Consider the following 20,734-nt stretch of genomic DNA (forward strand, 5'->3'; position numbering starts at 1 on the left):
CCTCCGCCCGCCCCCTCTCGCGCCGCGGGATCAAAACAGCACCCCCGCCCTCCGTCCGCGGCCCCTTTCCGATCCCGCCCGCCCCGCCGCTTCCCGCCCGGGATCGAAAACGCACCCGGCCGCCCATCCCACGGGACCTTTCTGATCCCGTTCCGATGCGGGCGACCCCGCCCTCGGTTCGACGAGATCCGCTGCGGAGCTTGGGGGGCGATGCCCGCCGGGCGGGGCTGGACCAGAATGCCGGGGCCTGTCGCGGGACCGTTCGGCCTGATGCGGGACGGCAAACGCTCCGGGTGGGGCTCGGTGCCGCGCGTTCCTGATCCCGCACGACAGCGGGGGACGGTCGCGAGGCCGACGGGGGGAGCGGGACGGAAAACGCCCCGGACGCGGGGCGCTCGCGCACGTTTTCGATCCCGCACGACTGCGGGGGACGGCAGCGGGACCGTGGCGGGACGGGAAGTGGGCCGGATGCGTGGAAACGGGGCACGAAATTGATCCCGCACCGCCGAGGGAAGGGCGGGGTCAGGCGGCGGGGAGGGCGTCGGCGCAGGAGAAGCGGGCGCGGTAGGCGGTGGGAGTCACACCCAGCACGCGGGCGAAGTTCTGCCGGAGGACGGCCGCGGAACCGAAGCCGCAGTCCGTCGCGATGTGTTCGAGCGGGAGGTCGGTGCGCTCGAGGAGACGCTGGGCCTGGATGATCCGCTGCCGGCCGAGCCACGCGGCAGGGGTCGCCCCGTACTCGGCCTTGAAGCGGCGCGCGAAGGTCCGCGGCGACATCAGCGCCCGGGCCGCGAGCTGGTCGACCGTCAGGTCTTCGCGGAGGTTCTCCATCGCCCAGTCGGCCACCACGGCGAGCGAATCCGTGGGCGCAACCGGGATGGGGCGATCGATGAACTGCGCCTGACCCCCGTCCCGTTGCGGCGGCACCACCATCCGACGCGCGATCCGGTTGGTGATCTCCGCCCCGAGCTCCTGTCGCAGCAGGTGCAGGCAGGCGTCGATGCCGGCAGCGGTGCCCGCACTCGTGATGATGCGGCCGTCCTGGACGAAGAGCACGTCCGGATCGATGTCGACGGCGGGGTACATGTCGGCCATCGTGTGGGCGTACATCCAGTGCGTCGTCGCCCGCCGTCCGTCCAGGACCCCGGCCGCGGCGAGGATGAACGAGCCGCTGCAGACGCTCATGACCCACGCTCCGCGCGCCACGGCCTCGCGGGCCAGGTCGACGAGGAGCGGGTCGATGTCACCCCAGACCTCGCGCGGCACCGGGCAGAACACGACGAGGTCGGCCTCCGCGGCGAAGGACAGATCGTGCTCCACATTGATGGAGAAGCCGATCTTGGAGCGCACGACCCCGGGCCGCGGGGCGACGATGCGGAAGTCGAAGTTCGGCACCCCGTCGGCCGACCGGTCGAGGCCGAACGCCTCGCAGGCGACCCCGAACTCGAACGGCGCGAAGCCGTCCTGCACCACGCACGCGACGGTCTTCATCACATCTCCCGGAATGGCAGTTTTCCTACGCACAGTGCCCGATCCGCCACTCGTGGCAGCATCACACCGAGCGTAGCTTTTCTGCCATGCTAGTCCTCATCCTCCTCCTCGCCCTCGCCATCTGGGCGCTCGTCGCCACGTTCGTCGAACTGCGTCGGGACGGCTACCGTCGCACCGCCACCGACTGGAGCCGCGTCGCCGGACAGGACGCCCTGTCGCAGGCCGACCCCGGACACGTCTATCGCTGACCTCCCGACCGTCCGCGAGGAGGGCTACGCTCGGGGGCATGAGCGACCCGCAGCAGCCCGCCCCCTCGCGCGACGGCGCCGGCGACCCGGCCGCCCCGCCCCCTCCGTCGCTCCCGGCGGAGCCGCAGTACCCCGGCGCCCAGGCCCCCGCCCCGGGGGCACCGTACGCACCCGCTCCCGGCGGCGGCCACGTGTTCCCGACCGCGCCCCCGCAGGCCTTCCCCACGGCGAGCCCGCAGCCGTCACCGACCGCACCCGGATTCGTCCCCGGATTCGCCGGCATCCCGCCCTACGGCACCCCGGCCCCGCGCGCATCCGGCGACGGCCTCGGCCGCGCCGCGTTCACCGTCGCGCTCGTGACCCTGGTGATCGATCTGTTCCTGATCCTGGCGCGGCCCTTCGTCTACATGTCGGACCGGACCTACAGCATGATCGGCCTGATCGAGGGGGCGTCGGGCATCCTCACCTTCCTCGGCTACGGGGCGGCGCTCGTGCTCGGCCTCATCGCGGCACGCCGACCCGGGCCGCGGCTGCTCGCCGGGATCGCCGTCGGCATCTCCGGAGCCGGCCTGCTGACGATGGTGCTGAGCTGGCTCTCGTCGAACTTCTACGGGTTCCTCTGACCGCTCAGGATCGCGGGAGCACCCGCTCGTAGACCTCGATCATGGCGGCCGTCCGCGACGACTGCCGGAAGGCGTCCGCCACGGCGGGCACCGGCTGGGGCGCGGTCCCGTCCGCGATGTCCGCGGCCGCCTGCCGCAGCGTCGCGGCGAGGGCCTCGATCCGTTGCGCCTCGACGGTTCGCCCGCGGGCGGCCGGGTCCGTCGTCGGCACCGCCCAGAGCCCGCCCTGGAGCTCCGCGGCGATGTCGGGGTCGCACACGACGGAGGGCGTGCCGAGGGTCGCCGCCTCGAACGGCGTCATGCCCTGGGTCTCGAACCCGATGGACGTCTGCACGAGCGCATCGGCGGCGGTGATCCGCTCGAGCGTCTGCGCATACGAGAGCCGGCCGGCGAACCGTACGTCCGCACGCCCCGCGACGATGCGTTCGGCCGCCGCGCGCTGTCCGCCGCCGCCGATCACCTCGAGCTCGGCGTCGATGCCTGCGTCGACCCAGGCCTGGAGGAACGGGAGCAGGCGCTTCTCCGGACTCATCCGTCCGAGCCAGACGAAGCGCGGGCGCCCCGGCGTCCGTTCGGCGGGTGCCGCTGCGAGGGTCTGCGCACGGACGTCATCGTCGATGCCGTTCCACACGACATCGACCGTCCGCGCCACGCCGTTCTGCTCCAGGCGTCGCGCGAAGTGCCCGGACGGGGCCGTGACGGCGGCGGCGGCCGCCGCGAGACCTCGGAGGTACGACCACCCGTCGCTGCCACCGACCGGCACACCGATGCCGCGGAGGGCGGTGCGGCGCCACAGGTTGAGCACGGCGAGCACGGGGCGGTGCAACGGGGTGACCGCGGCCAGCCCCACGTCGACGCGGTTGTGCATCGTGTGCACGACCGGGATCCCGTGGCGGGCGGCGAAGCGGTGCCCAATGAAGGCGCCCCAGAAATCGGCCTGCACATGCACGAGATCGACGGGCGGACGGTGCGCCATCGCCCGGTCGAGGACCCGGTCGGTCGCCCGCCCCGGCCAGGTCATCGCGTACTCCCGGTCGAGGGTGATCGGCAGCGACGGGAGGTCGACGTTCCCCTCCGACGGTGCGGCGTCGTCACGCCGTGCGTGCATACGGGGCGCGACGACCGTCACGGTGTGCCCGGCGCGCTCCAGGAACGTCCGCTGCAGCCGCATCGACACCTGCGCCCCGCCGAGGGAGTCGAGGTGCTGATCGGCGAAGAAGACGACGTGCATCCGCGTCACTCGGGCAGCGGCTCGTCGCGGTACAGCGCCTCGAAGGTGTCGAGCGTGCGGTTGATGTCGTGGATGGCCACGCCGTCGAGGGACGCCTTCTGCATCCGCTCGTACTCGCCGGGGGAGGCCGTCAGCACGGCGGTGAGCTTCGCGGCGAGGTCGTCGACGTCTCCCGGCGTGAAGAGGTGCCCGTTCTCGCCGTCGTGCACGAGGTGCGGCAGGGCGACGGCATCTGCGGCGACGATCGGCAGTGCCGATGCCATGGCCTCCATCGTCGCGATGGACTGCAGCTCGGCGATCGACGCGATGACGAAGAGGCTCGCGCGGGACAGCAGCGCCCGCAGCTCCTCGTCGGTGGTCCGGCCGTGGAAGGTGACCCGGTCCGACAGCCCGAGCTGCGCCGTCAGGTGCTCGAGCTGCTTGCGCTGGTCTCCGCCTCCGACGATGTCGAACGTCGTGTTCAGTGCCGGGTCGAGCTTCGTCATGGCCTTGAGGATGACCTCGACCTGCTTCTCCGCCGTCAGCCGGCCCACGAACACGAGCCGGTTCTCCTCGCGCGGGGCGATGACCGGGGTGTACTGGGAGCGGTCGATGCCGCAGCTCACCGGGATGACGCCGCGCACCTCGACCGTCTTCTCCAGGAAGTCGGCGGCCCGACGCGTGGGCGTGGTGATCGCCCGCGTCAGGTCGAAGGTGCGCTTCGCGTCGGCCCAGGCGAACTTGAGCACCAGGTCGTCGACGAACTTCGGCATGGTCGTGTGGTCGAGGATGTTCTCGGCCATGACGTGGTTCGTCGCGATGACCGGGATGCCGCGCTGCTTCGCGATGCGCGCGAGTCCACGCCCGATCACGATGTGGGACTGGATGTGCACGACGTCGGGCTGCACGGCGTCGAGCACCTTCCGGGCGTAGTGCTTGGAGCGCCACGGCCACACGAAGCGCAGCCAGTCGTGCGGGGCCCAGCGCACGGAGGGCAGGCGGTGGAGCGTCATCGGCTCCCCCTCGATGACCTCGGTGCGGGGCGCGGTGCGACGGTAGGCCTGGTTGGGGGCGACGACGTGCACCTCGTGCCCGCGCTGCACGAGTCCGGCGGCGAGACGCTCGGCGAACCGGGCGGCGCCGTTGATGTCGGGGGCGAACGTGTCGCACCCGAGGAGGATCTTCAACGGACGGGGCTGTACGGCGGTGGCGTCGCGCGACGCATCGATCGGATCGTCGGAGGAGGTCACAGAGATGCCTAACGGGGTGGCGGCCAAGGAGAAGCCCTGGTCGGGCGGTGGCAACTCTACCCGAGGGCCCTGTCCCCGACGCCGAGCCATACCGGCATCCTTCAGCCTCGGCCGATACCGTGAAGCCATGCGACTGCACGCCGACGCCGACCCCCAGCTGTGGATCCCCGTGACGGACTCGCTCGGGTGGAGGGGACGCCGGCACCGCAAGGCCGCGATCCGGATGCTGCTCGGTCAGGTGAACGCCGCGGTCGGCGCGACGGAGCGCCCCGGTTCGCGGTTCGGAGCCTGGGCGATGAGCCAGGCCGCGCCGATGCTCATGAAGAAGGCCGACGGCCGGGTCCTCGCGTGGACGTGGAAGGCGGAGCCCGACCTCGTCGTGGCGATGGCGACCGTGCAGGCGCTGACCCCCGACATCCGGATCGCCCGCGCGTCGATGCCGATGGAGTACGACGACACGACCTCTTTCCCGACCCGGCTCGGCGTCGGCGAGAAGCTCGTGGTCCCGACCCCGCCCTCACCTTCGGCGCCACCTTTCGCGACCTACACCTGGGACACCGGTACACATCTGGTGACCCTGACCGCCGTCTGCAGCGACCGCGAACGCTTCGGCACGCTCATCGGCGCGCTCGACGAGCTGGCCCGCAGCCTCCGTATCGCCGACGACCTCACCGGCGGTAGGTCGCCCGACGTCCTCCGCCTCCCGCCCGCCTGAGAGCGATCCCGCCCGGCGGGATGAGAAACGCGCCTCCCGAAGGGCGGGGAGGCGCGTTTCTGATCCGGCGCGGAGAGCCCGGCGCGAGGAGGCCGGGGGCTCAGCGCGCGATGCGGAGCGTGCGCACCTCGAAGGGGCGGAGCTGGAGCCCGCCGCCGAGACGGGGCGCCTCGATCTCGTCCTCGATGAGGCTCACCTCGCGCACCTCGCGGTGCTCGAAGCCGACGGAGAGCTCGCCGACCGCCCGGCGCCCGAGCGCCTCGTACACACGCACGATGACATCGCCGGAGCCGTCGTCGGCGAGCTTCACGGCCGAGACGACGATCCCCTCGCCCGACACCTCCACCAGCGGCTCGACCTCGCGCGCCCCGCGGATCACCGTGGGCATGCTGTTGAGGCGGATGCCCTCGGCGGTCGCGATCGCGGCGTCGGCACCGATCACGAAGCCGACCTCGATCTCATGGAGCCCGTGGTCCGTATCCGGGTCGGGGAACCGCGGCGCCCGCAGCAGGGAGAGCCGCACGGTCGTGGTGACCCCGTCCTCGCCGACCTCGCGCGTCGTGTCGTACCCGTAGATCGAGTCGTTCACGAGGGCCGCACCGAAGTCCTGCTCGCGCACCAGCACGAAGCGGTGCATCGAGGTCTCGAACTTCGCCGCCTCCCAGCTCGTGTTCGTGTGGGTGACGCGCGCCTGGTAGCCGAACTGCGTCTCGGCTTCAGTGTGCGACGCCTGGATGTCGAGCGGGAAGGCGAGCTTGAGCAGCTTCTCGGTCTCGTGCCAGTCGACCTCGTTGCGCAGCAGCACCGTGCGCGAGCCGGGCGCGAGAAGGATCGTCTGCGTGATGGTCGACTCGGAGAACGGACGCACGACGACGATCTGCGCGACACCGTTCACGAGTGATGCCTCGATGGACGAGACCGCGGTGAGGTCGTCGACGCTGTTGCGGTAGTAGCGGTCGATGTCCCACGCGTCCCACATGTTCGGGAAGTCCTGGTGCAGCTGGAACAGGTTCACGGCCTTGCCGGGCGCGACCGTCTCCCGCCCTGTGGCCTTGTCGACGGCCGAGACGATCAGCCCCTCGGCCGAGACCAGCACGGACACGAGTTCGTTCTCCAGGCGCCATCCCGGGTGGGTCGCTGAGCCTGCCGAAGCGTCCTCGACGAGCGAGACCGGCCCTTCGACGGGTTCAGGGACCCACGAGGCGCCCAGTGCGCGCCCCCGACCCACCGAGGTCGGCTCGAACCGCAGCTCGCGGTCGCCCTCCCCGGCGAGCGACCGGCGCGCGGCGTCGGCGATGTCGCGCGCATCCGACAGCACGTCGGACAGCACGGCGACGGCCTCCCGGTGCACCCACGCGATCGAGGTGCCGGGCAGGATGTCGTGGAACTCGTGCAGCAGCACGGCCTGCCAGAGCCGGTCGAGCTCGGCCTGCGGGTACGCGGCGCCGGTGCGCACGGCGTCGGTCGCCGCCCACAGCTCGGCCTCCACCAGCGCGTGCTCGGCCCACCGGTGCAGCGCCTTCGTGGCGTGCTGGCTCGTGAGCGTGCCGCGGTGCAGTTCGAGGTAGAGCTCGCCGACCCACACGGCGGGGTTCGGCAGCTCGGCCTTGGCGGCGTCGAAGAACACGTCCGGGTGCTCCCACACCACCTGCGCGCTGCCCTCGAGGTCGCGCAGCCGCTCGGCCTTGCCCGTCATCTCGCGCGTCGTGCCGCCGCCGCCGTCACCCCAGCCGACCGGGGCGATCGACCGTGAGCTGAGGCGGTTCTCCTTGAACTGCCGCGAGGCCTTCGCGACCTCCATGCCGCTCAGCTGCGAGTTGTAGGTGTCCATCGACGGGAAGTGCGTGAATACCTGCGAGCCGTCGATGCCCTCCCAGAGGAAGGAGTGGTGCGGGAAGACGTTCTGCTGGTTCCAGGAGATCTTCTGCGTGAAGAACCACTCGAACCCGGCACGGCGCATGATCTGCGGCAGGGCCGGCGAGTAGCCGAAGCTGTCCGGCAGCCACACGCCCTTCGACCGGAGGCCGAACTCCCGCTCGAAGAACCGCTGCCCGTGCGAGAACTGCCGCACGAGCGACTCCCCCGTCGGCATCACGGTGTCGGACTCCACCCACATGCCGCCGAGGGGCAGGAAGCGTCCGGCGGCGACGGCGGCCTTGACCCGCTCCCACACCTCGGGACGGTGCTCCTTGATCCAGGCGTACTGCTGCGCGCTCGACATGCCGTACTGGAAGTCGGGCTGCTCCTCGATGAGCGTGGTCATGGACGAGGTGGTGCGCGCGACCTTGCGGATCGTCTCGCGCACCGGCCACAGCCAGGCGGAGTCGATGTGCGCGTGGCCGACGGCCGAGATCCGGTGCGCACTCGCCTCGGCCGGAGCGGCGAGCACGTCCGCGAGCCGTGCCCGCGCGTCGCCGGCGGTCTCCACGATGTGCTGCAGGTCCAGCACGTCGAGCGCGTCGTCCAGGGCCTGCAGGATGCGCATGCGGCGCGGCGACGTGGCAGGGAGCTCCGCCTGCAGCTCGAACAGCACCTCGAGGTCGAGCGACAGGTCGAACACCTCGGGCTCGAACACCGCGAGGTCGAGGCGCCGCAGCCGGTACAGCGGCTCCTTCGAGGAGGTGAGGATGTCGCCCTCCTGGGTCGGCAGGAAGGGGTGGTAGTCGAGGAGCACAGGGTTGGACGCGCCCTCCAGGTAGAGCTCGACGGGCTCATCGCCCGCCGCCGTCTCCACGATCGGCACCCACTGGTTCCGCGGGTTGATGCTCTTGATCGGCGTGCCGTCCGGCCGGTAGGCGAGGGCCTCGCACTGGAACCCCGTCATGTTCACGTCGAAGCCCAGGTCGATCAGCGCCTCGACCCGGCGCCCGGCCCACTCCGCGGGCACCCGACCGGTGAGCTTGAACCACGTGGTCCCCCAGGCCGGGCCCCACAGCTCGCCGACCGCGGCCGGGGCGAACGAGAGCGCCAGGCCGTCCGCCGGGGCGATGGGCTCTCCGGGGAGCTGATGCGCCTCGACCGTGAGGGGAACCGCGGCCGAGTGGATCGCGGGGCGGATGCGCTCGTCGAGGACCCGCTTGACGCGGCCGACGGTGAGCGAGGTGTCGTCATGCATGATGGGGTTCTCCGGGCTCGACGGTGAGGGATGGGGTTCGATGCGCGTCGCTACTAAAACGATCTAGCACGGGAGTCTACGGCACGTTCTCCGCTGCTTTCGAGAGGCTAAACCGATCAAGTAGGGTGATGCCTATGACCCCGGGGAAACGCGTGACCATCGCGGATATCGCGCGCATGGCCGGCGTCTCCCCCGGCGCCGTCTCGTTCGCCCTCAACGGTCGCCCCGGCGTGAGCGAGGAGACGCGGCAGCGCATCCTCTCGATCATCGAGGAGCACCACTGGCAGCCGAGTTCCGCCGCCCGCGCCCTCGTCGGCGCCCGGGCCAACGCGGTCGGATTCGCCCTCGCCCGCCCGGCGCGCTCCCTCGGCTCCGAGGCCTTCTTCACCGACCTCATCGCCGGCATCGAGTCCCGGCTCTCCGAGAGCAAGGTCGGGTTGCAGCTCCGCCTCGTCGCCGACATCGACGAGGAGATGGAGGTGCATCGGCAGTGGCGCTCGTCGAATCAGGTCGACGGCATCATCCTCATCGACCCGCGCGACGACGACCCGCGCGGCGCGCGCATCACGGCCCTGGACGCCCGCGCCGTCATGATCGGCTCGAAGCCCTCCCCGGACGGCGCGGTGCCCAGCGTGTGGATCGGCGACGACACCGTCGCGGAGACCCTGTTCTCCTACCTCGCCGCCCTCGGTCACACGCGCATCGCCTACGTCGCCGGTCCGGCCGAACTGGAGCACACCCGCCTGCGCGCCGAGGTGCTGGAGCGGATGGCGGCGGACGGCATCGCCGGCGAGGTCATCACGACGGACTTCTCCCCCGCCCGCGCCTCCGCCGTGACGCGCGCGCTGCTCTCCGGCCGGCAGCGCCCGACCGCGATCGTCTACGACAACGACGTGATGGCCGTCGCCGGCCTCCGCGTGGCGCAGGAGATGGGCCGGGCGGTTCCCCGCGACGTCTCCCTCGCGTCGTTCGACGACTCCGTCATCGCAGGACTCATCAATCCGTCGATCACCGCGATGACCCGCGACACGTTCGAGCTCGGCGAGCAGGCGGCCACGCTCCTGCTGCAGCAGATCGAGGCCGGCACCACGCTGCCGAGCGTCCAGGGCCCGACCCCGGTGCTCACCGCTCGCGAGAGCACCGCGCCACCACCCCGCTGAGACCCCGCCTCCCCGCCGACACCCCCGGCTCTCGACGCACGCACCCCGGGGCCTCGACGACAACCCGGGGTCTCGGCGACTCAGACGACGGTGTTGACGGAGGCGTAGCGCGTCACGGCGGACGGGGCGGGGTGGATGAGACGGCGGATGCCGCGTGCCTCCAGCGCCGCGGGGTCCTGTGCGGTGCGGGAGGTCACCAGGGCGGGGTCCTCACCCGCGGCGCAGGCGTCGACCCAGGCCTGGAAGACCGCACCGCCGGGGCTCAGCGCCGCCCGGCTCACCGGCACCTCCTGCTCGTCGACGTCCACGACGATCGCCGTGGGGCGGTCCGGAGCCACGGTGCGGGTGCGCAGCTCGGGGATGAGCTCCGCGAACCGGCGACCGAGGGGCTTCGCCGCACCCTCCTGGTCGATCAGCCCGAGGGAGTACTCCAGCTCCGGGAAGTCGGCGAGCTCCCGGCTCACGTCGTGCGAGCACCACCAGGTCACACCCCAGAGGTTCTCGGTGCGGAGAGCCGAGCGCACGGTGGCCTCGAGGAATCCGGGCATCTCGCTCTCGTCGAGACAGTTCGAGGGGGCACCCACCTCCTGCAGCCAGATGGGCCGGGCGGGATCCGTCGCGAACGCGCGGGAGAGCTCGATGAGGTACTCGGCATGACGGTCCGCCGCGACGGAGCGCCCGCCGTAGCGCTGCGCCGTGCCGTTGAAGATCCAGGAGTGGATGGTCGTCATCGCGCCGAGCCGGGAGGCATGCGCCGGCGTGAACCCGTGATCGTCCATGTACCAGACCGCGTCGTACTCGCTGTGCACGTGCGGCAGCCCGGGAGCACCGCGGTCCGCTGCGGCGAGCAGGGCCTCGATCCACCCGCCGGCCTCATCCGTCGTGACCGGCCACGGCGAGGGGTGGGTGTGCGCGGAGAACTGGTTCGTCTCGTTGCCGAGCGTGAGCCCGAGGAAGTTCGGGGCGTCCCGCAGCGCGCCGGCCAGCCGCTCCACGAGCTGCGCCTGGCCGTCCAGGGCGCTCGGATCGGTGAACATGTTCCGGTCGTGCCAGGTGTACAGCCAGGACGGGACGAAGTCGAAGCTCGACAGATGCCCCTGGATGACATCGACGCTCGCGTCCAGCCCGAACTCGGCGGCGATGTCGACCATGGCGCGCACGTCGTCGATCGCCTTCGCCCGGATCAGGGTGCGGTTCGGCTGCAGGACGGTCCAGAGCGGGAACACACGCACGTGGTCGAGGCCGAGCGCGGCGAGGGCCGCGAAGTCGCGGCGCACGTCGTCCGGGGTGAAGTCGAGCCAGGAGTGCATCCAGTCCGTCGACGGCGTGTAGTTCGCCCCGAAGCGGAGTGGGGCGTCGAGAGCGCCGCGCTGCGTCATGTGTGCACCTTTCGGACCGTGCCCTCCCGCGAGGACATGTCGCACCACTATAACGCTTGAGCATCAGCCTCGATAGGGATGTCTTGACACCGACCGGATCCGATGGTTTCATCTGCTAAAGCGCTGTAGTCCCTCCGTCGGACCGCGCCGATTCGCCCGCCTCGAGGAAGAAGCACGATGAAAGTTCCCGCACGCATTGTCGCTCTGGCAACCTTCACGATCGGCGCCCTGGCGCTCGTGAGCTGCACCGGAGGCGGCGCCGCCTCGGATGGTGCCGGCCCCATCGACACCTCCGGCGAGCTCAGCGGAACCATCCAGTTCCAGACCTGGTCGCTGAAGAACGAGAAGTTCACCCCGTACTTCGAAGACCTCATCGCCGCGTTCGAGGAGGAGCACCCGGACGTGACCGTCGAGTGGCTCGACCAGCCCGGCGACGGCTACCAGGAGAAGATCCTGAGCCAGGCGAACGCCGACACGCTGCCCGACGTGCTCAACCTGCCGCCGGACATCGCCTACCCCCTCGTCGCGGCGGGGAAGCTCGTCGACCTCGACACCGCGGATCCGGACCTGAAGGGGACGTACAACGCCGGCGCCTGGGACGCGTACAGCCAGTACCCCGGCGTCGAGGGCACCTATGGCCTGCCCTGGTACCTCTCCAGCGACGCGTCCTGGTGGAACCTCGCCCAGCTCGCCCCGTACGGCGTCACCGAGGAGAACCTCCCGACGACGGTCGACGAACTGCTCACGCTCGCGAAGGACGTCGCCACGGAGTCCGGCGGCAAGGTCCAGCTCCTCTCCTCGATCCCGGCGCTCGACACCTTCACCGCCGCCGGCATGGAGGTCATCAACGACGAGGGCGAGTTCGACTTCAACACCGATGAGGCCGCCGCGATCATCGAGCAGTACGCCGACGCCTACGCGGCGGGCGCGATGCCCGCCGAGGCACTGACCGGCGACTACGGCGGGAACGCGGAGGCGTACATCCAGGAGAAGGTCGCCTTCACGACCGGCGGCACCGGCTTCACGACCGATCTGCAGAAGGACGCCCCGGCACTGCTGGAGAACACCGTCGCCACCCCGCGCCTCGGTGTCGCCCCGCTCTACGTGCAGGGCCTCAACGTCTCCGCCGACTCCGACAACAAGGAAGCCGCACTCGCGTTCGCCGAGTTCGCGACGGACGAGGAGAACCAGGTCGCGTTCTCCTCCCTCGCGGTCGGCACCGCCCCCGGCACGGCCGACGGCGGCGACCAGGTGGTCGAGAACATCGCCTCCTCCGTCACGGACGAGAAGCAGCTCGCCGCGATCGACACCGTGTTCGGCGCGATGAAGGACGCCAAGGCGCTGCCGTTCCAGTGGACCTCGGACATGGCCACCTACATGACCCAGCAGATCGCCCTGGCCGTGAACGGCGAGGCCGACGCCAAGACGCAGCTCGACAAGATCGTCGAGTACGCCAACGCGAACCGCGTGGACCAGTGAGCATGCGCGCGGACACCGGCACCCGGCAGCGGAGGTCGACGATGAGATCCCACAAGTGGTTCACCCCGTGGCTGCTCCTCGCCCCCGCCGTGATCTGGGTGCTGGTGTTCGCGCTCTGGCCGTTCCTGAACACCGTCGTGCTCAGCTTCACGGACGCCCGCCCCCTGCGGACCCCGGAGTTCGTCGGCGGCGCGAACTACGAGCGCATGTTCGGCGACGAGATGTTCTGGAACGCGCTGACCACCTGCCTCATCTACGTGGTCGTGTGCGTGCCGCTGCTCACGATCCTCCCGCTGCTCCTCGCCCTCCTCGTGCAGAAGAAGCTCCCCGGCATCTCGTTCTTCCGCACCACGTTCTACTTCCCCGTCATCGCCTCGGTCGTCGTGGTCGCCCTCATCTGGACCTGGCTGTTCGACAGCCGCGGCATCATCAACCAGACCCTGGAGTTCCTCGGCCTCATCGACCAGCCGATGGCCTTCCTCGTCGACCGCTGGCTGCTGCTCGGCTGCGCGATCCTGCTGACCGTGTGGAAGGGACTCGGGTACTACATGGTGGTGTACCTCGCCGCCCTGGGGAACGTGGGCAAGGAGCTGCACGAGGCCGCGATGCTCGACGGGGCGAGCTCCTTCCGCCGCTTCCTCTCCGTCACGATCCCGTCGGTGCGCGGGGCGATGCTCCTCATCGCCGTCCTCATCGCGGTGTCCGCCATGCGCGTGTTCGCCGAGCTCGACGTGCTCTCCAAGAGCACGGGCGGCCCGGGCGGCTACGACATGTCGCTCGTGATGCTCATCCGGCAGGTGGGCTCGGGCCTGAACGGCAACATCGGCTACGCGTCCGCGATCAGCGTGGCGCTGTTCCTCCTCACGCTCGTGCCGCTCGCGGCGATCGCGTTCATGAACCGCGAGAAGAAGGCGAAGGTCTCCGCATGACGACTCTGACGACGCCCCCGGTGGAGAGCACTCCGCCCGCGGAGGAGGCACCGCGGCCCGGCCGCGAGCGCATCTTCCGCCGCCGCGGCTCCGGCGACTTCAGCAAGCCCACGCTCGGCGGACTCATCGGCCGGTACGCGCTGCTGCTGTTCGTCCTGTTCCTCGTCATCGGCCCCTTCGTCTGGCAGCTCTCCACCTCGTTCAAGGGACCGCAGGAGAACATCTACTCCTTCCCGCCCGAGCTCATCCCCCGCGATCCGACGCTGCAGAACTACACGAGGGTAGCCGACATCGTCCCCGTCTACCTCTACGCCTGGCACTCGCTGCTCGTCTCGCTCGGCACCGTGCTCAGCAACGTGATCCTGGCCACGTTCGCCGGCTACGCCCTGGGCTGCATGCGCTTCCGCGGGAAGTGGATCGTCATGGGCATCCTGCTGTCCACGCTGCTGTTCCCCGGCGAGGTCACGGTCACCAGCAACTTCCTCACCATCCGCGCGCTCGGGCTCGCCGACACCCTGTGGGGCGTGTTCCTGCCCGGAGCGATCAGCGCCATGAACGTGCTGCTCGTCGCCACCGCGTGCCGCATGATCCCGAAGGACGTGCTGGACGCGGCCACCGTCGACGGTGCGACCACGTGGCAGCGCATCCGGCACATCGTGTGGCCGAACATCCGCGGCATGGTCTCGGTCGTGGCGATCTTCGCCTTCATCGGCGCGTGGGACGACTACCTCTGGCCGCTCATCGTGCTCTCCGACCCGGCGAAGTACACCCTGACCGTCGGCATGGCCTACCTCAACAGCAGCTTCTCGGTCGATCCGCGACTCATCGCCGCCGGCACCATGATCGCGCTCGTGCCCATCGTCATCATGTTCTCGTTCACGCAGCGCTTCTTCTTCAAGGGCGTGCAGGAGGGTGCGTTGAAGGGGTGAACGCGCCGCAGCTCCGCCCGGCCTCCGGTCCCGCGGATCCTCCGTCGTCGCGCCCGCACGCCGGAGTGCTCCCCGGAGTCGTCTTCGCGTACACGTTCGACCCCTCCCACGGCGCGCAGCGGATCGATGTCCCCGGCCTCGACGGCATCGCCCTCACCCCGGACACCGTGCTGCACTGGGCGTTCTACGCCGACGGCCCCGCCGCGACCCTCGCCCCCTGGGCCGCGCTCGCGGTCGCCGTCGACGTGCGGAGCGCCGACGGCAGCCGGCTGAGCGACATCGCCGCCGTCCGCGACCGCTACGACTTCCCGCTCACGGCCGAGGGGCAGTTCGCCGCCCGGTGGAGCATGCCCGAGCAGTGGAACGCCGACAGCGTCGCCCTCGCGCCCCTCGCCGTCGGGAGGGGCACGGGCACGGTCGAGCTCGTCTTCGGTACCGCCGATCTCGCGACCGCGCCGGATGTGCCCGCCGAGGTCAGCGGCTTCGTCCAGGTCCGCGTCGAGGAGCGCCCTGGCCCCGGCGATCTCCCGCCCGTCGAGCGGGTCGACACCCGGCGCGGCTCCCACTCCGGCCCCCGCTTCTCCCGCGGGAACACGATCCCGGCGGTCGCCGTGCCGCACGGCTTCACCTTCGTCACGCCCGCGACCGACGCGGCGGATCCGCGCTGGCCCTATCGCCCGTTCGTGCATGACGATCCCCCGGGGCGGCGTCTCGAAGCCCTGCAGTTCTCGCACCAGCCCAGCCCGTGGATCGGCGACCGCTCGGTGCTCCAGCTCATGCCGTTCCGGGGCACGCCGACGTCGGACAGGGCCGCCCGGCGTCGCTGGATCGTCCCCGAGAGCGAGCGGGCCCGACCGCACGAGTACGCCGCGGACCTCGGCGACGGGCTGCAGGTCGAGATGACCGCGAACTCGCATGCCGCCGCGTTCCGCGTGCGGTGCGACGACCCGCACGCCGCGGTGGGGTTCGTGATCGATCAGCTCACGGACGACGGCCGACTCACCTTCACCGACGCCGGCTTCGAGGGCTGGATCCCCGAGGGGTCCGAGGACTGGGGGAACGCGCCGCGCTGCTACTTCGCCGGCACCGTGCACAGCGCCTCGGACGTCGCTTGCGGCGCCCTGGACGACGACGGACGCGCCCGGGTCGCGGGCTTCGTCCGCGCCGGGGGCGCCGTCGAGGTGCGGGTCGGGGTCTCGTTCCTCTCCGTCGCGCAGGCTCGGCACAGCCTCGCCCTCGAGGCCCCTCCCACCGTTCCCTTCGACGAGCTCCGCGCCCGTGCCGCCGCTGCGTGGAACCGCCTGCTCGGGCGCGTGACGATTCCCCCGCTCCCCGATGCCGAGCGTCCGTTCCGCGGCCTGGCCGACGAGGAGCAGCGCGCCCGGATCGCCGCCGCACTCCACCGGATGCACCTGTATCCGAACACGGCGGCGGAGAACGCGGGCACCGCGGACACGCCGGAATGGCGGTTCGCCGACGTGTTCGCGCCCCGGACCGCCTTCGGAGAGACCACCACGGGAGCGCCGGTCGCGGAGGGCGAACTCGTCGTCAACAACGGCTACTGGGACACGTACCGCACCGAGTGGCCCGCGCTCGCGCTCCTCGACCCCGCGCTGGCCGGACGCCTGCTGGACGGGCAGCTCACCCAGTATCGCCGCGGCGGCTGGATGGCCCGCTGGAGCGCCCCCGGGTACGTCGACAGCATGGTCGGCACCTCGAGCGACCAGATCTTCGCCGACGCCGCGCGTTGGGACGTGCCCTTCGACCGGGAGACGGCATTCGAGAGCGGGTGGCGCCACGCGTGCGAGCCGGGACCCGACCCGCGACGGGGTCGCAAGGGCATCGGCCGCGGGCGCTTCCTCGGCTTCATCCCGTCCGACGTGCCGGAGGGGATGAGCTGGAGCATCGAGAACGCCGTGAGCGACGCCGCCCTCGGCCGGTTCGCCGCCCGACTCGCGGCATCGGCGGCCGCGGCGGACCAGGCCGCGCGCTATCGGGCCTTCGCGCGGTACTTCGCGAATCGCTCCCGCGCGGCGCGCGTGCTCTTCGACCCGGCGTCCGGATTCTTCCGCGGTCGCGCGGCGGACGGCTCGTTCGCGCCGGATTTCGATCCTCGGGTCTGGGGTGGGGACAACGTCGAGACGAACGCGTGGGGCATGTCGGTCGGCACGGTGCACGACGGGCCGGGACTCGCGGCGCTGCACGGCGGGCGGACCGGACTCGGCCGACACCTCGACGCCCTCTTCGCGGCGCCGGAGACCGCCGACGAACGCTTCGGCGGCGCGTACGGCACGGTCATCCACGAGCAGCGCGAAGCCCGCGCTCAGCGGTCGGGCATGTGCGCCCTGTCGAATCAGCCGGCCCACCACATCCCCGTCATGTACGCCTTCAGCGACCGGCCGTGGCACAGCGCGGGCCTCGTGCAGGGCCTCGCGCGCCGTCTCTTCGCCGGTGCGCACATCGGCCAGGGATTCCCCGGCGACGAGGACAACGGGGAGATGAGCGCCTGGTGGCTCTGGGCCGCGCTCGGCCTGTATCCCCTGGAGCTCGCGGCGGGGTCTCTGCGCATCGGGTCGCCGCTCTCGGACGACATCCGGGTCGCGCGCGGAGACGGCTCGTCGCTGCGCATCCGCTCGCGACGGAGCTCCCCCGAAGCCCACGTGGTGGAGGAGGCACGCCTGGACGGACGCCCGCTGCCCACCGCCGACCTCCCGATCGACGCACTCCAGGGAGATGCGGTGCTCGAGCTCGTGTTCGGCACGGACCCGGCGCGCGCGCTGGAGAGCGGGGAGGACGCGCTCGACGCGGAGCCGTGGCACCGCGACCTCACGGGCGGAGAGGGAGAGGCCGTCGCCTCCGCGGATGTCCGCGAGGCGCGGCGCCTGTTCGACGACGGCGACCCGCGGGGTGACGAGGGCGTCCGGCTGTCGGAAGGCTCGTGGGTGGGCTGGCGATTCCCCTCACCCCGCGGCCTCACCGACATCACCCTCACGAGCCGCGAGCCCGTCGCGGCCGGTGTGCTGCGCGGGGAGGTGGAGGGGGCCGACGGTCGCTGGCACCCGCTCACCACGACGCACCTCGAAGACCTGGCGCCCGATCGCACGACGCCGTTCGCTCTGGAGACGCGGGTCGTGACCTCGGCCGTCCGCATCCGCGCGGAGGCCGAGGTCACGCTCCGTCAGATCGAGCTCTTCGATCTGGACTGACTCACCGCGCCGCTGCGCGGTAGACGGTCGCCTCGCCCTTCAGCGCCTCGGTGATGCCGGAGAGGTAGGCCGACTGGTTCGTCGCGGTGAGGTTGTACGCGACATAGACGCCGTACCCGTCAGCCACCGTGCGCTGAGCGAAGTCGGCGGCCGTCGTGGCACTCGTGTTCGCGAGGTCGATGGCCGCGGCGCCGAGCCGGCCACGGTCGTCCAGGCCCGGCACGGCGGGAGCGTCGTAGGTCGGGTAGTACGGGTTCCAGGCGTGATCGAGCACGCTGCCGGCGTCGAAGAGGCCGAAGTCCGTGGTCGTGTAGGACGGGCCGATCGCATACAGGGTGATGAGCTTGTCCGGCCCGAGCCGGTCGCGCAACGCAGAGGCCAGCCAGCCGAAGGACTGCGGGTTCGGCTGCGGGGTGCCGTTCGCCCCGTAGTTGCTCCACTCGTCGTCGAAGTCGATGCCGTCGAGGCCGTAGGCGGTCACGGTGTCGGCGAGCTGCGCGGCGAAAGCGTCGGCATCCGCATACGACGTGAAGTTCGCGAAGCCGGCCCCCTGGTGGTTTCCGAGCACCGACAGCAGCACCTTGGTGCCCTGGGCCTGCAAAGGGCGGATCTGGTTCTGCGCATCCTGCAGCGTCTCAGTGACCCGGTCGTTGAGGTGGAGGACCGCCTGCTCCCCGTCGTAGTTGATGTTCGCGGCGAAGATCATGGCCAGATCGACCGCTGGGCGGCCCGACTCGGCGAGCGTGTAGTCCGCGACGTTCGCTAAATCGTTCGAGTTGACCTCGACGTAGACGGCGAGCTTCGGGTCGGCAGCGGCGGCATCGGCGACCGCCGCGGTCGAGGCGGCGAGGGCGGCGGCTCCGGCGGCGGCGAACGCCGCTGCTGCCGCGATACCTCTTCTCAGGCGGGACGATCGTGCGGGTGAGGAACTCATGACGGGATCTTCTCCTTCGGCGTCGTTGTCGAGATCGGGTCGCGACGTCGCGACTCGCGGCCGACTATATCGCTTAAGCACAGGTGTCGGAAGGGGATGCTGGCGGTGCGCACCGATTCCGACGATGCTGGACGCATGCGCGCCCTCCGACTCCTCTGGCGGTATCCGGTCATCACGCTCACGGTCCTGGTCTTCGCCGTGGTCGGGGCGCTCCACGCCGCAGGCGAAGAGACCATCGGCCGATGGGTCGCGACGATCTTCGTGGCTGCGGTGGTCGTGTGGACGCTCATCGGCATGGTCCGCGACGTGCTCCGCGGCCACGTCGGACTCGACATCCTCGCGGTCGTCGCCATGGTGGCGACACTCGCGGTGGGCGAGTACATCGCGGCGCTCATCATCGTCCTCATGCTCTCCGGGGGCGAGGCTCTGGAGGACTTCGCGGGCCGCCGAGCGAAGCGCGACCTCTCCGCACTGCTCGACCGCTCACCGCGCAGCGCTCATGTGCTGACACACCCCGAGGATGCGGACTCGGACGCGGCGAGGGAGGTGCCGGTCGACGATGTGGCCGTGGGCGACGTGCTTCTCGTCCGCCCGGCGGAGATCATCCCCGTGGACGGTGAACTGCTCACGGACAGCGCGTCGTTCGACGAATCCTCGCTCACGGGCGAGAGCCTGCCCGTGACGCGCGGCGCGGGCGACGAGGTGCTGTCTGGAGCGATCAACGGCAGCCGGGCCATCCGCCTCCGTGCCCTCCGCACCGGCGCCGACAGCCAGTACCAGCAGATCGTCGCCCTGGTCGCCCAGGCCGAGTCCTCCCACGCGCCCATCGTGCGCCTCGCCGACCGGTTCGCGATCCCGTTCACCGCCGTCGCGCTCGTGCTCGCGGGGACGGCCTGGACGCTCTCCGGCGACGCCACGCGGTTCGCCGAAGTCCTCGTGCTGGCGACGCCCTGTCCGCTGCTGATCGCCGCTCCCGTCGCCTTCCTCGGCGGACTCTCCCGGGCGGCGAAGTCGGGCGTCATCATGAAGAGCGGTGCGGTGATCGAGCAGATCGCGCGCGTGCGCTCCGCGGCGTTCGACAAGACCGGGACGCTCACCCAGGGGAGGCCGGAGCTCGTCGACGTGCGTCCGGCACAGGGCTTCGATGCGGATGAGATCCTGCGACTCGCCGCCTCGGCCGAGCAGTACTCCTCGCACGTGCTCGCCGACGGCATCCGTCGCGCCGCCGCCGCCCGAGGCCTGGCGCTGCACGGGGCGACGGAGGCGAGCGAGACCGCGACGAACGGGGTGTCCGCGACGATCGGCGGCCGCGCGGTGGTCGTCGGCAAGCCGGCGTATGTGGCGTCCCTCGCCCCGGACACCGTACGGGCGGAGCTCGCGCCGGGACAGGCTGCCGCCTATGTCGCCGTGGACGGACGGTTCGCGGGGGTCCTGGTCCTCGCCGATGCCGCCCGCCCGGAGGCGCCGGCCGTGATCTCGTGGCTGCGGACGCACGAGGTCGACCGGCTCGCGATGCTGACCGGGGATGTGGAGACCACCGCGGCGTCGATCGGACGGCAGGTCGGGATCGACGAGATCCACGCCGAACTCCTGCCGCCCGAGAAGGTGCGTCTGGCCGCCGAGATGCAACCACGGCCCGTGCTGATGGTCGGCGACGGTGTGAACGACGCCCCGGTGCTGGCAGCGGCCGACATCGGCATCGCGATGGGTGCGAAGGGAGCGACGGCCGCCGGGGACGCCGCCGACGTCGTCATCCTCGTGGATTCGCTCGCCAAGGTCGTCGACGCCGTCGCGATCGGACGACACACCCTCCGCGTCGCCCTCACCGCGATCTGGATCGGGATCGGGCTGAGCGTGGGGCTGATGGTCGTCGCGATGACCGGCGTCATCCCCGCGGTCGTCGGCGCGCTGGTGCAGGAGCTCGTCGACCTCGCGACGATCCTCTACGCCCTGCGCGCGCTGAGCGGCCCGCCGAGCGATCTCCGCCCCTCCGCCGTGCCGCTGCGGAATACCGTGACAGCCTGAGACCCCGGACTCAGACTGGAGGCATGACCGTGGACGACCCG

At 71.1% G+C, this 20,734-nt stretch carries 15 protein-coding genes; 9 read left to right on the top strand and 6 right to left on the bottom strand.

Going from position 1 to position 20,734, the window contains the following annotated elements:
* Positions 1-522: 522 nt before the first annotated feature.
* Positions 523-1,491, bottom strand: coding sequence for a GlxA family transcriptional regulator (locus B7W94_RS05065; RefSeq protein WP_062636112.1), 969 nt, complete (start codon positions 1,489-1,491; stop codon positions 523-525).
* Between the two features lie 86 nt (positions 1,492-1,577).
* Here B7W94_RS05065 and B7W94_RS18075 point away from each other — a divergent pair, with 86 nt between their 5' ends.
* On the top strand, positions 1,578-1,739 hold the full coding sequence (locus B7W94_RS18075) for a hypothetical protein (protein ID WP_172400069.1): 162 nt from the start codon (positions 1,578-1,580) through the stop codon (positions 1,737-1,739).
* Positions 1,740-1,777: 38 nt separating this feature from the next.
* Positions 1,778-2,362: a hypothetical protein gene (locus B7W94_RS05070; RefSeq protein ID WP_085605048.1), complete on the top strand. Its 585-nt coding sequence runs from the start codon at positions 1,778-1,780 to the stop codon at positions 2,360-2,362.
* A gap of 4 nt (positions 2,363-2,366) precedes the next feature.
* On the opposite strand, the gene B7W94_RS05075 is transcribed toward B7W94_RS05070, so the two are convergent.
* The gene (locus B7W94_RS05075) at positions 2,367-3,593 is read right to left on the bottom strand and encodes a glycosyltransferase (RefSeq protein ID WP_085605338.1); all 1,227 of its coding nucleotides are present in this window, start codon (positions 3,591-3,593) and stop codon (positions 2,367-2,369) included.
* Between the two features lie 5 nt (positions 3,594-3,598).
* A complete protein-coding gene (locus tag B7W94_RS05080) occupies positions 3,599-4,828 on the bottom strand; it encodes a glycosyltransferase (RefSeq protein WP_062636139.1) in 1,230 nt (409 codons plus the stop codon).
* A gap of 121 nt (positions 4,829-4,949) precedes the next feature.
* Here B7W94_RS05080 and B7W94_RS05085 point away from each other — a divergent pair, with 121 nt between their 5' ends.
* Complete coding sequence (locus tag B7W94_RS05085; protein ID WP_085605051.1) at positions 4,950-5,537, top strand: hypothetical protein; 588 nt, start codon at positions 4,950-4,952, stop codon at positions 5,535-5,537.
* A gap of 100 nt (positions 5,538-5,637) precedes the next feature.
* On the opposite strand, the gene B7W94_RS05090 is transcribed toward B7W94_RS05085, so the two are convergent.
* A complete protein-coding gene (locus tag B7W94_RS05090; protein ID WP_085605054.1) occupies positions 5,638-8,652 on the bottom strand; it encodes an alpha-mannosidase in 3,015 nt (1,004 codons plus the stop codon).
* Between the two features lie 134 nt (positions 8,653-8,786).
* Between B7W94_RS05090 and B7W94_RS05095 the strand changes: the two genes are divergently transcribed.
* Positions 8,787-9,812 (top strand): LacI family DNA-binding transcriptional regulator, encoded by a 1,026-nt coding sequence (locus B7W94_RS05095; protein WP_025102633.1) that lies wholly within the window; start codon positions 8,787-8,789, stop codon positions 9,810-9,812.
* 80 nt (positions 9,813-9,892) lie between these two features.
* Here the strand turns inward: B7W94_RS05095 and B7W94_RS05100 are convergent, their stop codons facing one another.
* Positions 9,893-11,191 carry a glycoside hydrolase 5 family protein gene (locus B7W94_RS05100; RefSeq protein ID WP_085605057.1) on the bottom strand — a complete coding sequence of 433 codons (1,299 nt, stop codon included), beginning with the start codon at positions 11,189-11,191 and terminating at the stop codon, positions 9,893-9,895.
* 177 nt (positions 11,192-11,368) lie between these two features.
* Here B7W94_RS05100 and B7W94_RS05105 point away from each other — a divergent pair, with 177 nt between their 5' ends.
* Genes B7W94_RS05105 through B7W94_RS05120 form a run of 4 tightly spaced genes read left to right on the top strand, consistent with a single transcriptional unit; the run spans position 11,369 to position 17,734 of the window.
* A complete protein-coding gene (locus B7W94_RS05105) occupies positions 11,369-12,670 on the top strand; it encodes an ABC transporter substrate-binding protein (protein ID WP_085605060.1) in 1,302 nt (433 codons plus the stop codon).
* Positions 12,671-12,711: 41 nt separating this feature from the next.
* Complete coding sequence (locus tag B7W94_RS05110; RefSeq protein ID WP_025102636.1) at positions 12,712-13,599, top strand: carbohydrate ABC transporter permease; 888 nt, start codon at positions 12,712-12,714, stop codon at positions 13,597-13,599.
* Entirely contained in the window at positions 13,596-14,528 is a 933-nt protein-coding gene (locus tag B7W94_RS05115) for a carbohydrate ABC transporter permease (RefSeq protein WP_085605062.1), read from the top strand. The genes B7W94_RS05110 and B7W94_RS05115 overlap by 4 nt, the downstream gene beginning before the upstream one ends.
* The gene (locus B7W94_RS05120; RefSeq protein WP_085605065.1) at positions 14,525-17,734 is read left to right on the top strand and encodes a GH92 family glycosyl hydrolase; all 3,210 of its coding nucleotides are present in this window, start codon (positions 14,525-14,527) and stop codon (positions 17,732-17,734) included. The genes B7W94_RS05115 and B7W94_RS05120 overlap by 4 nt, the downstream gene beginning before the upstream one ends.
* A 1-nt stretch (position 17,735) precedes the next feature.
* Here the strand turns inward: B7W94_RS05120 and B7W94_RS05125 are convergent, their stop codons facing one another.
* Complete coding sequence (locus tag B7W94_RS05125) at positions 17,736-18,668, bottom strand: endo-beta-N-acetylglucosaminidase H (RefSeq protein WP_085605068.1); 933 nt, start codon at positions 18,666-18,668, stop codon at positions 17,736-17,738.
* A gap of 135 nt (positions 18,669-18,803) precedes the next feature.
* Here B7W94_RS05125 and B7W94_RS05130 point away from each other — a divergent pair, with 135 nt between their 5' ends.
* Entirely contained in the window at positions 18,804-20,693 is a 1,890-nt protein-coding gene (locus B7W94_RS05130) for a heavy metal translocating P-type ATPase (protein WP_085605340.1), read from the top strand.
* The last annotated feature ends 41 nt before the right edge of the window (positions 20,694-20,734 follow it).

It is taken from the genome of Microbacterium sp. LEMMJ01 (assembly GCF_002114135.1).
GTDB lineage: Bacteria > Actinomycetota > Actinomycetes > Actinomycetales > Microbacteriaceae > Microbacterium.

Excerpts from the sequence above, each read along its gene's own strand:
- B7W94_RS05065 (WP_062636112.1), bottom strand. The coding sequence starts at position 1,491 with ATGAAGACCGTCGCGTGCGTGGTGCAGGACGGCTTCGCGCCGTTCGAG.
- B7W94_RS18075 (WP_172400069.1), top strand. The coding sequence starts at position 1,578 with ATGCTAGTCCTCATCCTCCTCCTCGCCCTCGCCATCTGGGCGCTCGTC.
- B7W94_RS05070 (WP_085605048.1), top strand. The coding sequence starts at position 1,778 with ATGAGCGACCCGCAGCAGCCCGCCCCCTCGCGCGACGGCGCCGGCGAC.
- B7W94_RS05075 (WP_085605338.1), bottom strand. The coding sequence starts at position 3,593 with ATGCACGTCGTCTTCTTCGCCGATCAGCACCTCGACTCCCTCGGCGGG.
- B7W94_RS05085 (WP_085605051.1), top strand. The coding sequence starts at position 4,950 with ATGCGACTGCACGCCGACGCCGACCCCCAGCTGTGGATCCCCGTGACG.
- B7W94_RS05090 (WP_085605054.1), bottom strand. The coding sequence starts at position 8,652 with ATGCATGACGACACCTCGCTCACCGTCGGCCGCGTCAAGCGGGTCCTC.
- B7W94_RS05095 (WP_025102633.1), top strand. The coding sequence starts at position 8,787 with ATGACCCCGGGGAAACGCGTGACCATCGCGGATATCGCGCGCATGGCC.
- B7W94_RS05100 (WP_085605057.1), bottom strand. The coding sequence starts at position 11,191 with ATGACGCAGCGCGGCGCTCTCGACGCCCCACTCCGCTTCGGGGCGAAC.
- B7W94_RS05105 (WP_085605060.1), top strand. The coding sequence starts at position 11,369 with ATGAAAGTTCCCGCACGCATTGTCGCTCTGGCAACCTTCACGATCGGC.
- B7W94_RS05110 (WP_025102636.1), top strand. The coding sequence starts at position 12,712 with ATGAGATCCCACAAGTGGTTCACCCCGTGGCTGCTCCTCGCCCCCGCC.
- B7W94_RS05115 (WP_085605062.1), top strand. The coding sequence starts at position 13,596 with ATGACGACTCTGACGACGCCCCCGGTGGAGAGCACTCCGCCCGCGGAG.
- B7W94_RS05125 (WP_085605068.1), bottom strand. The coding sequence starts at position 18,668 with ATGAGTTCCTCACCCGCACGATCGTCCCGCCTGAGAAGAGGTATCGCG.
- B7W94_RS05130 (WP_085605340.1), top strand. The coding sequence starts at position 18,804 with ATGCGCGCCCTCCGACTCCTCTGGCGGTATCCGGTCATCACGCTCACG.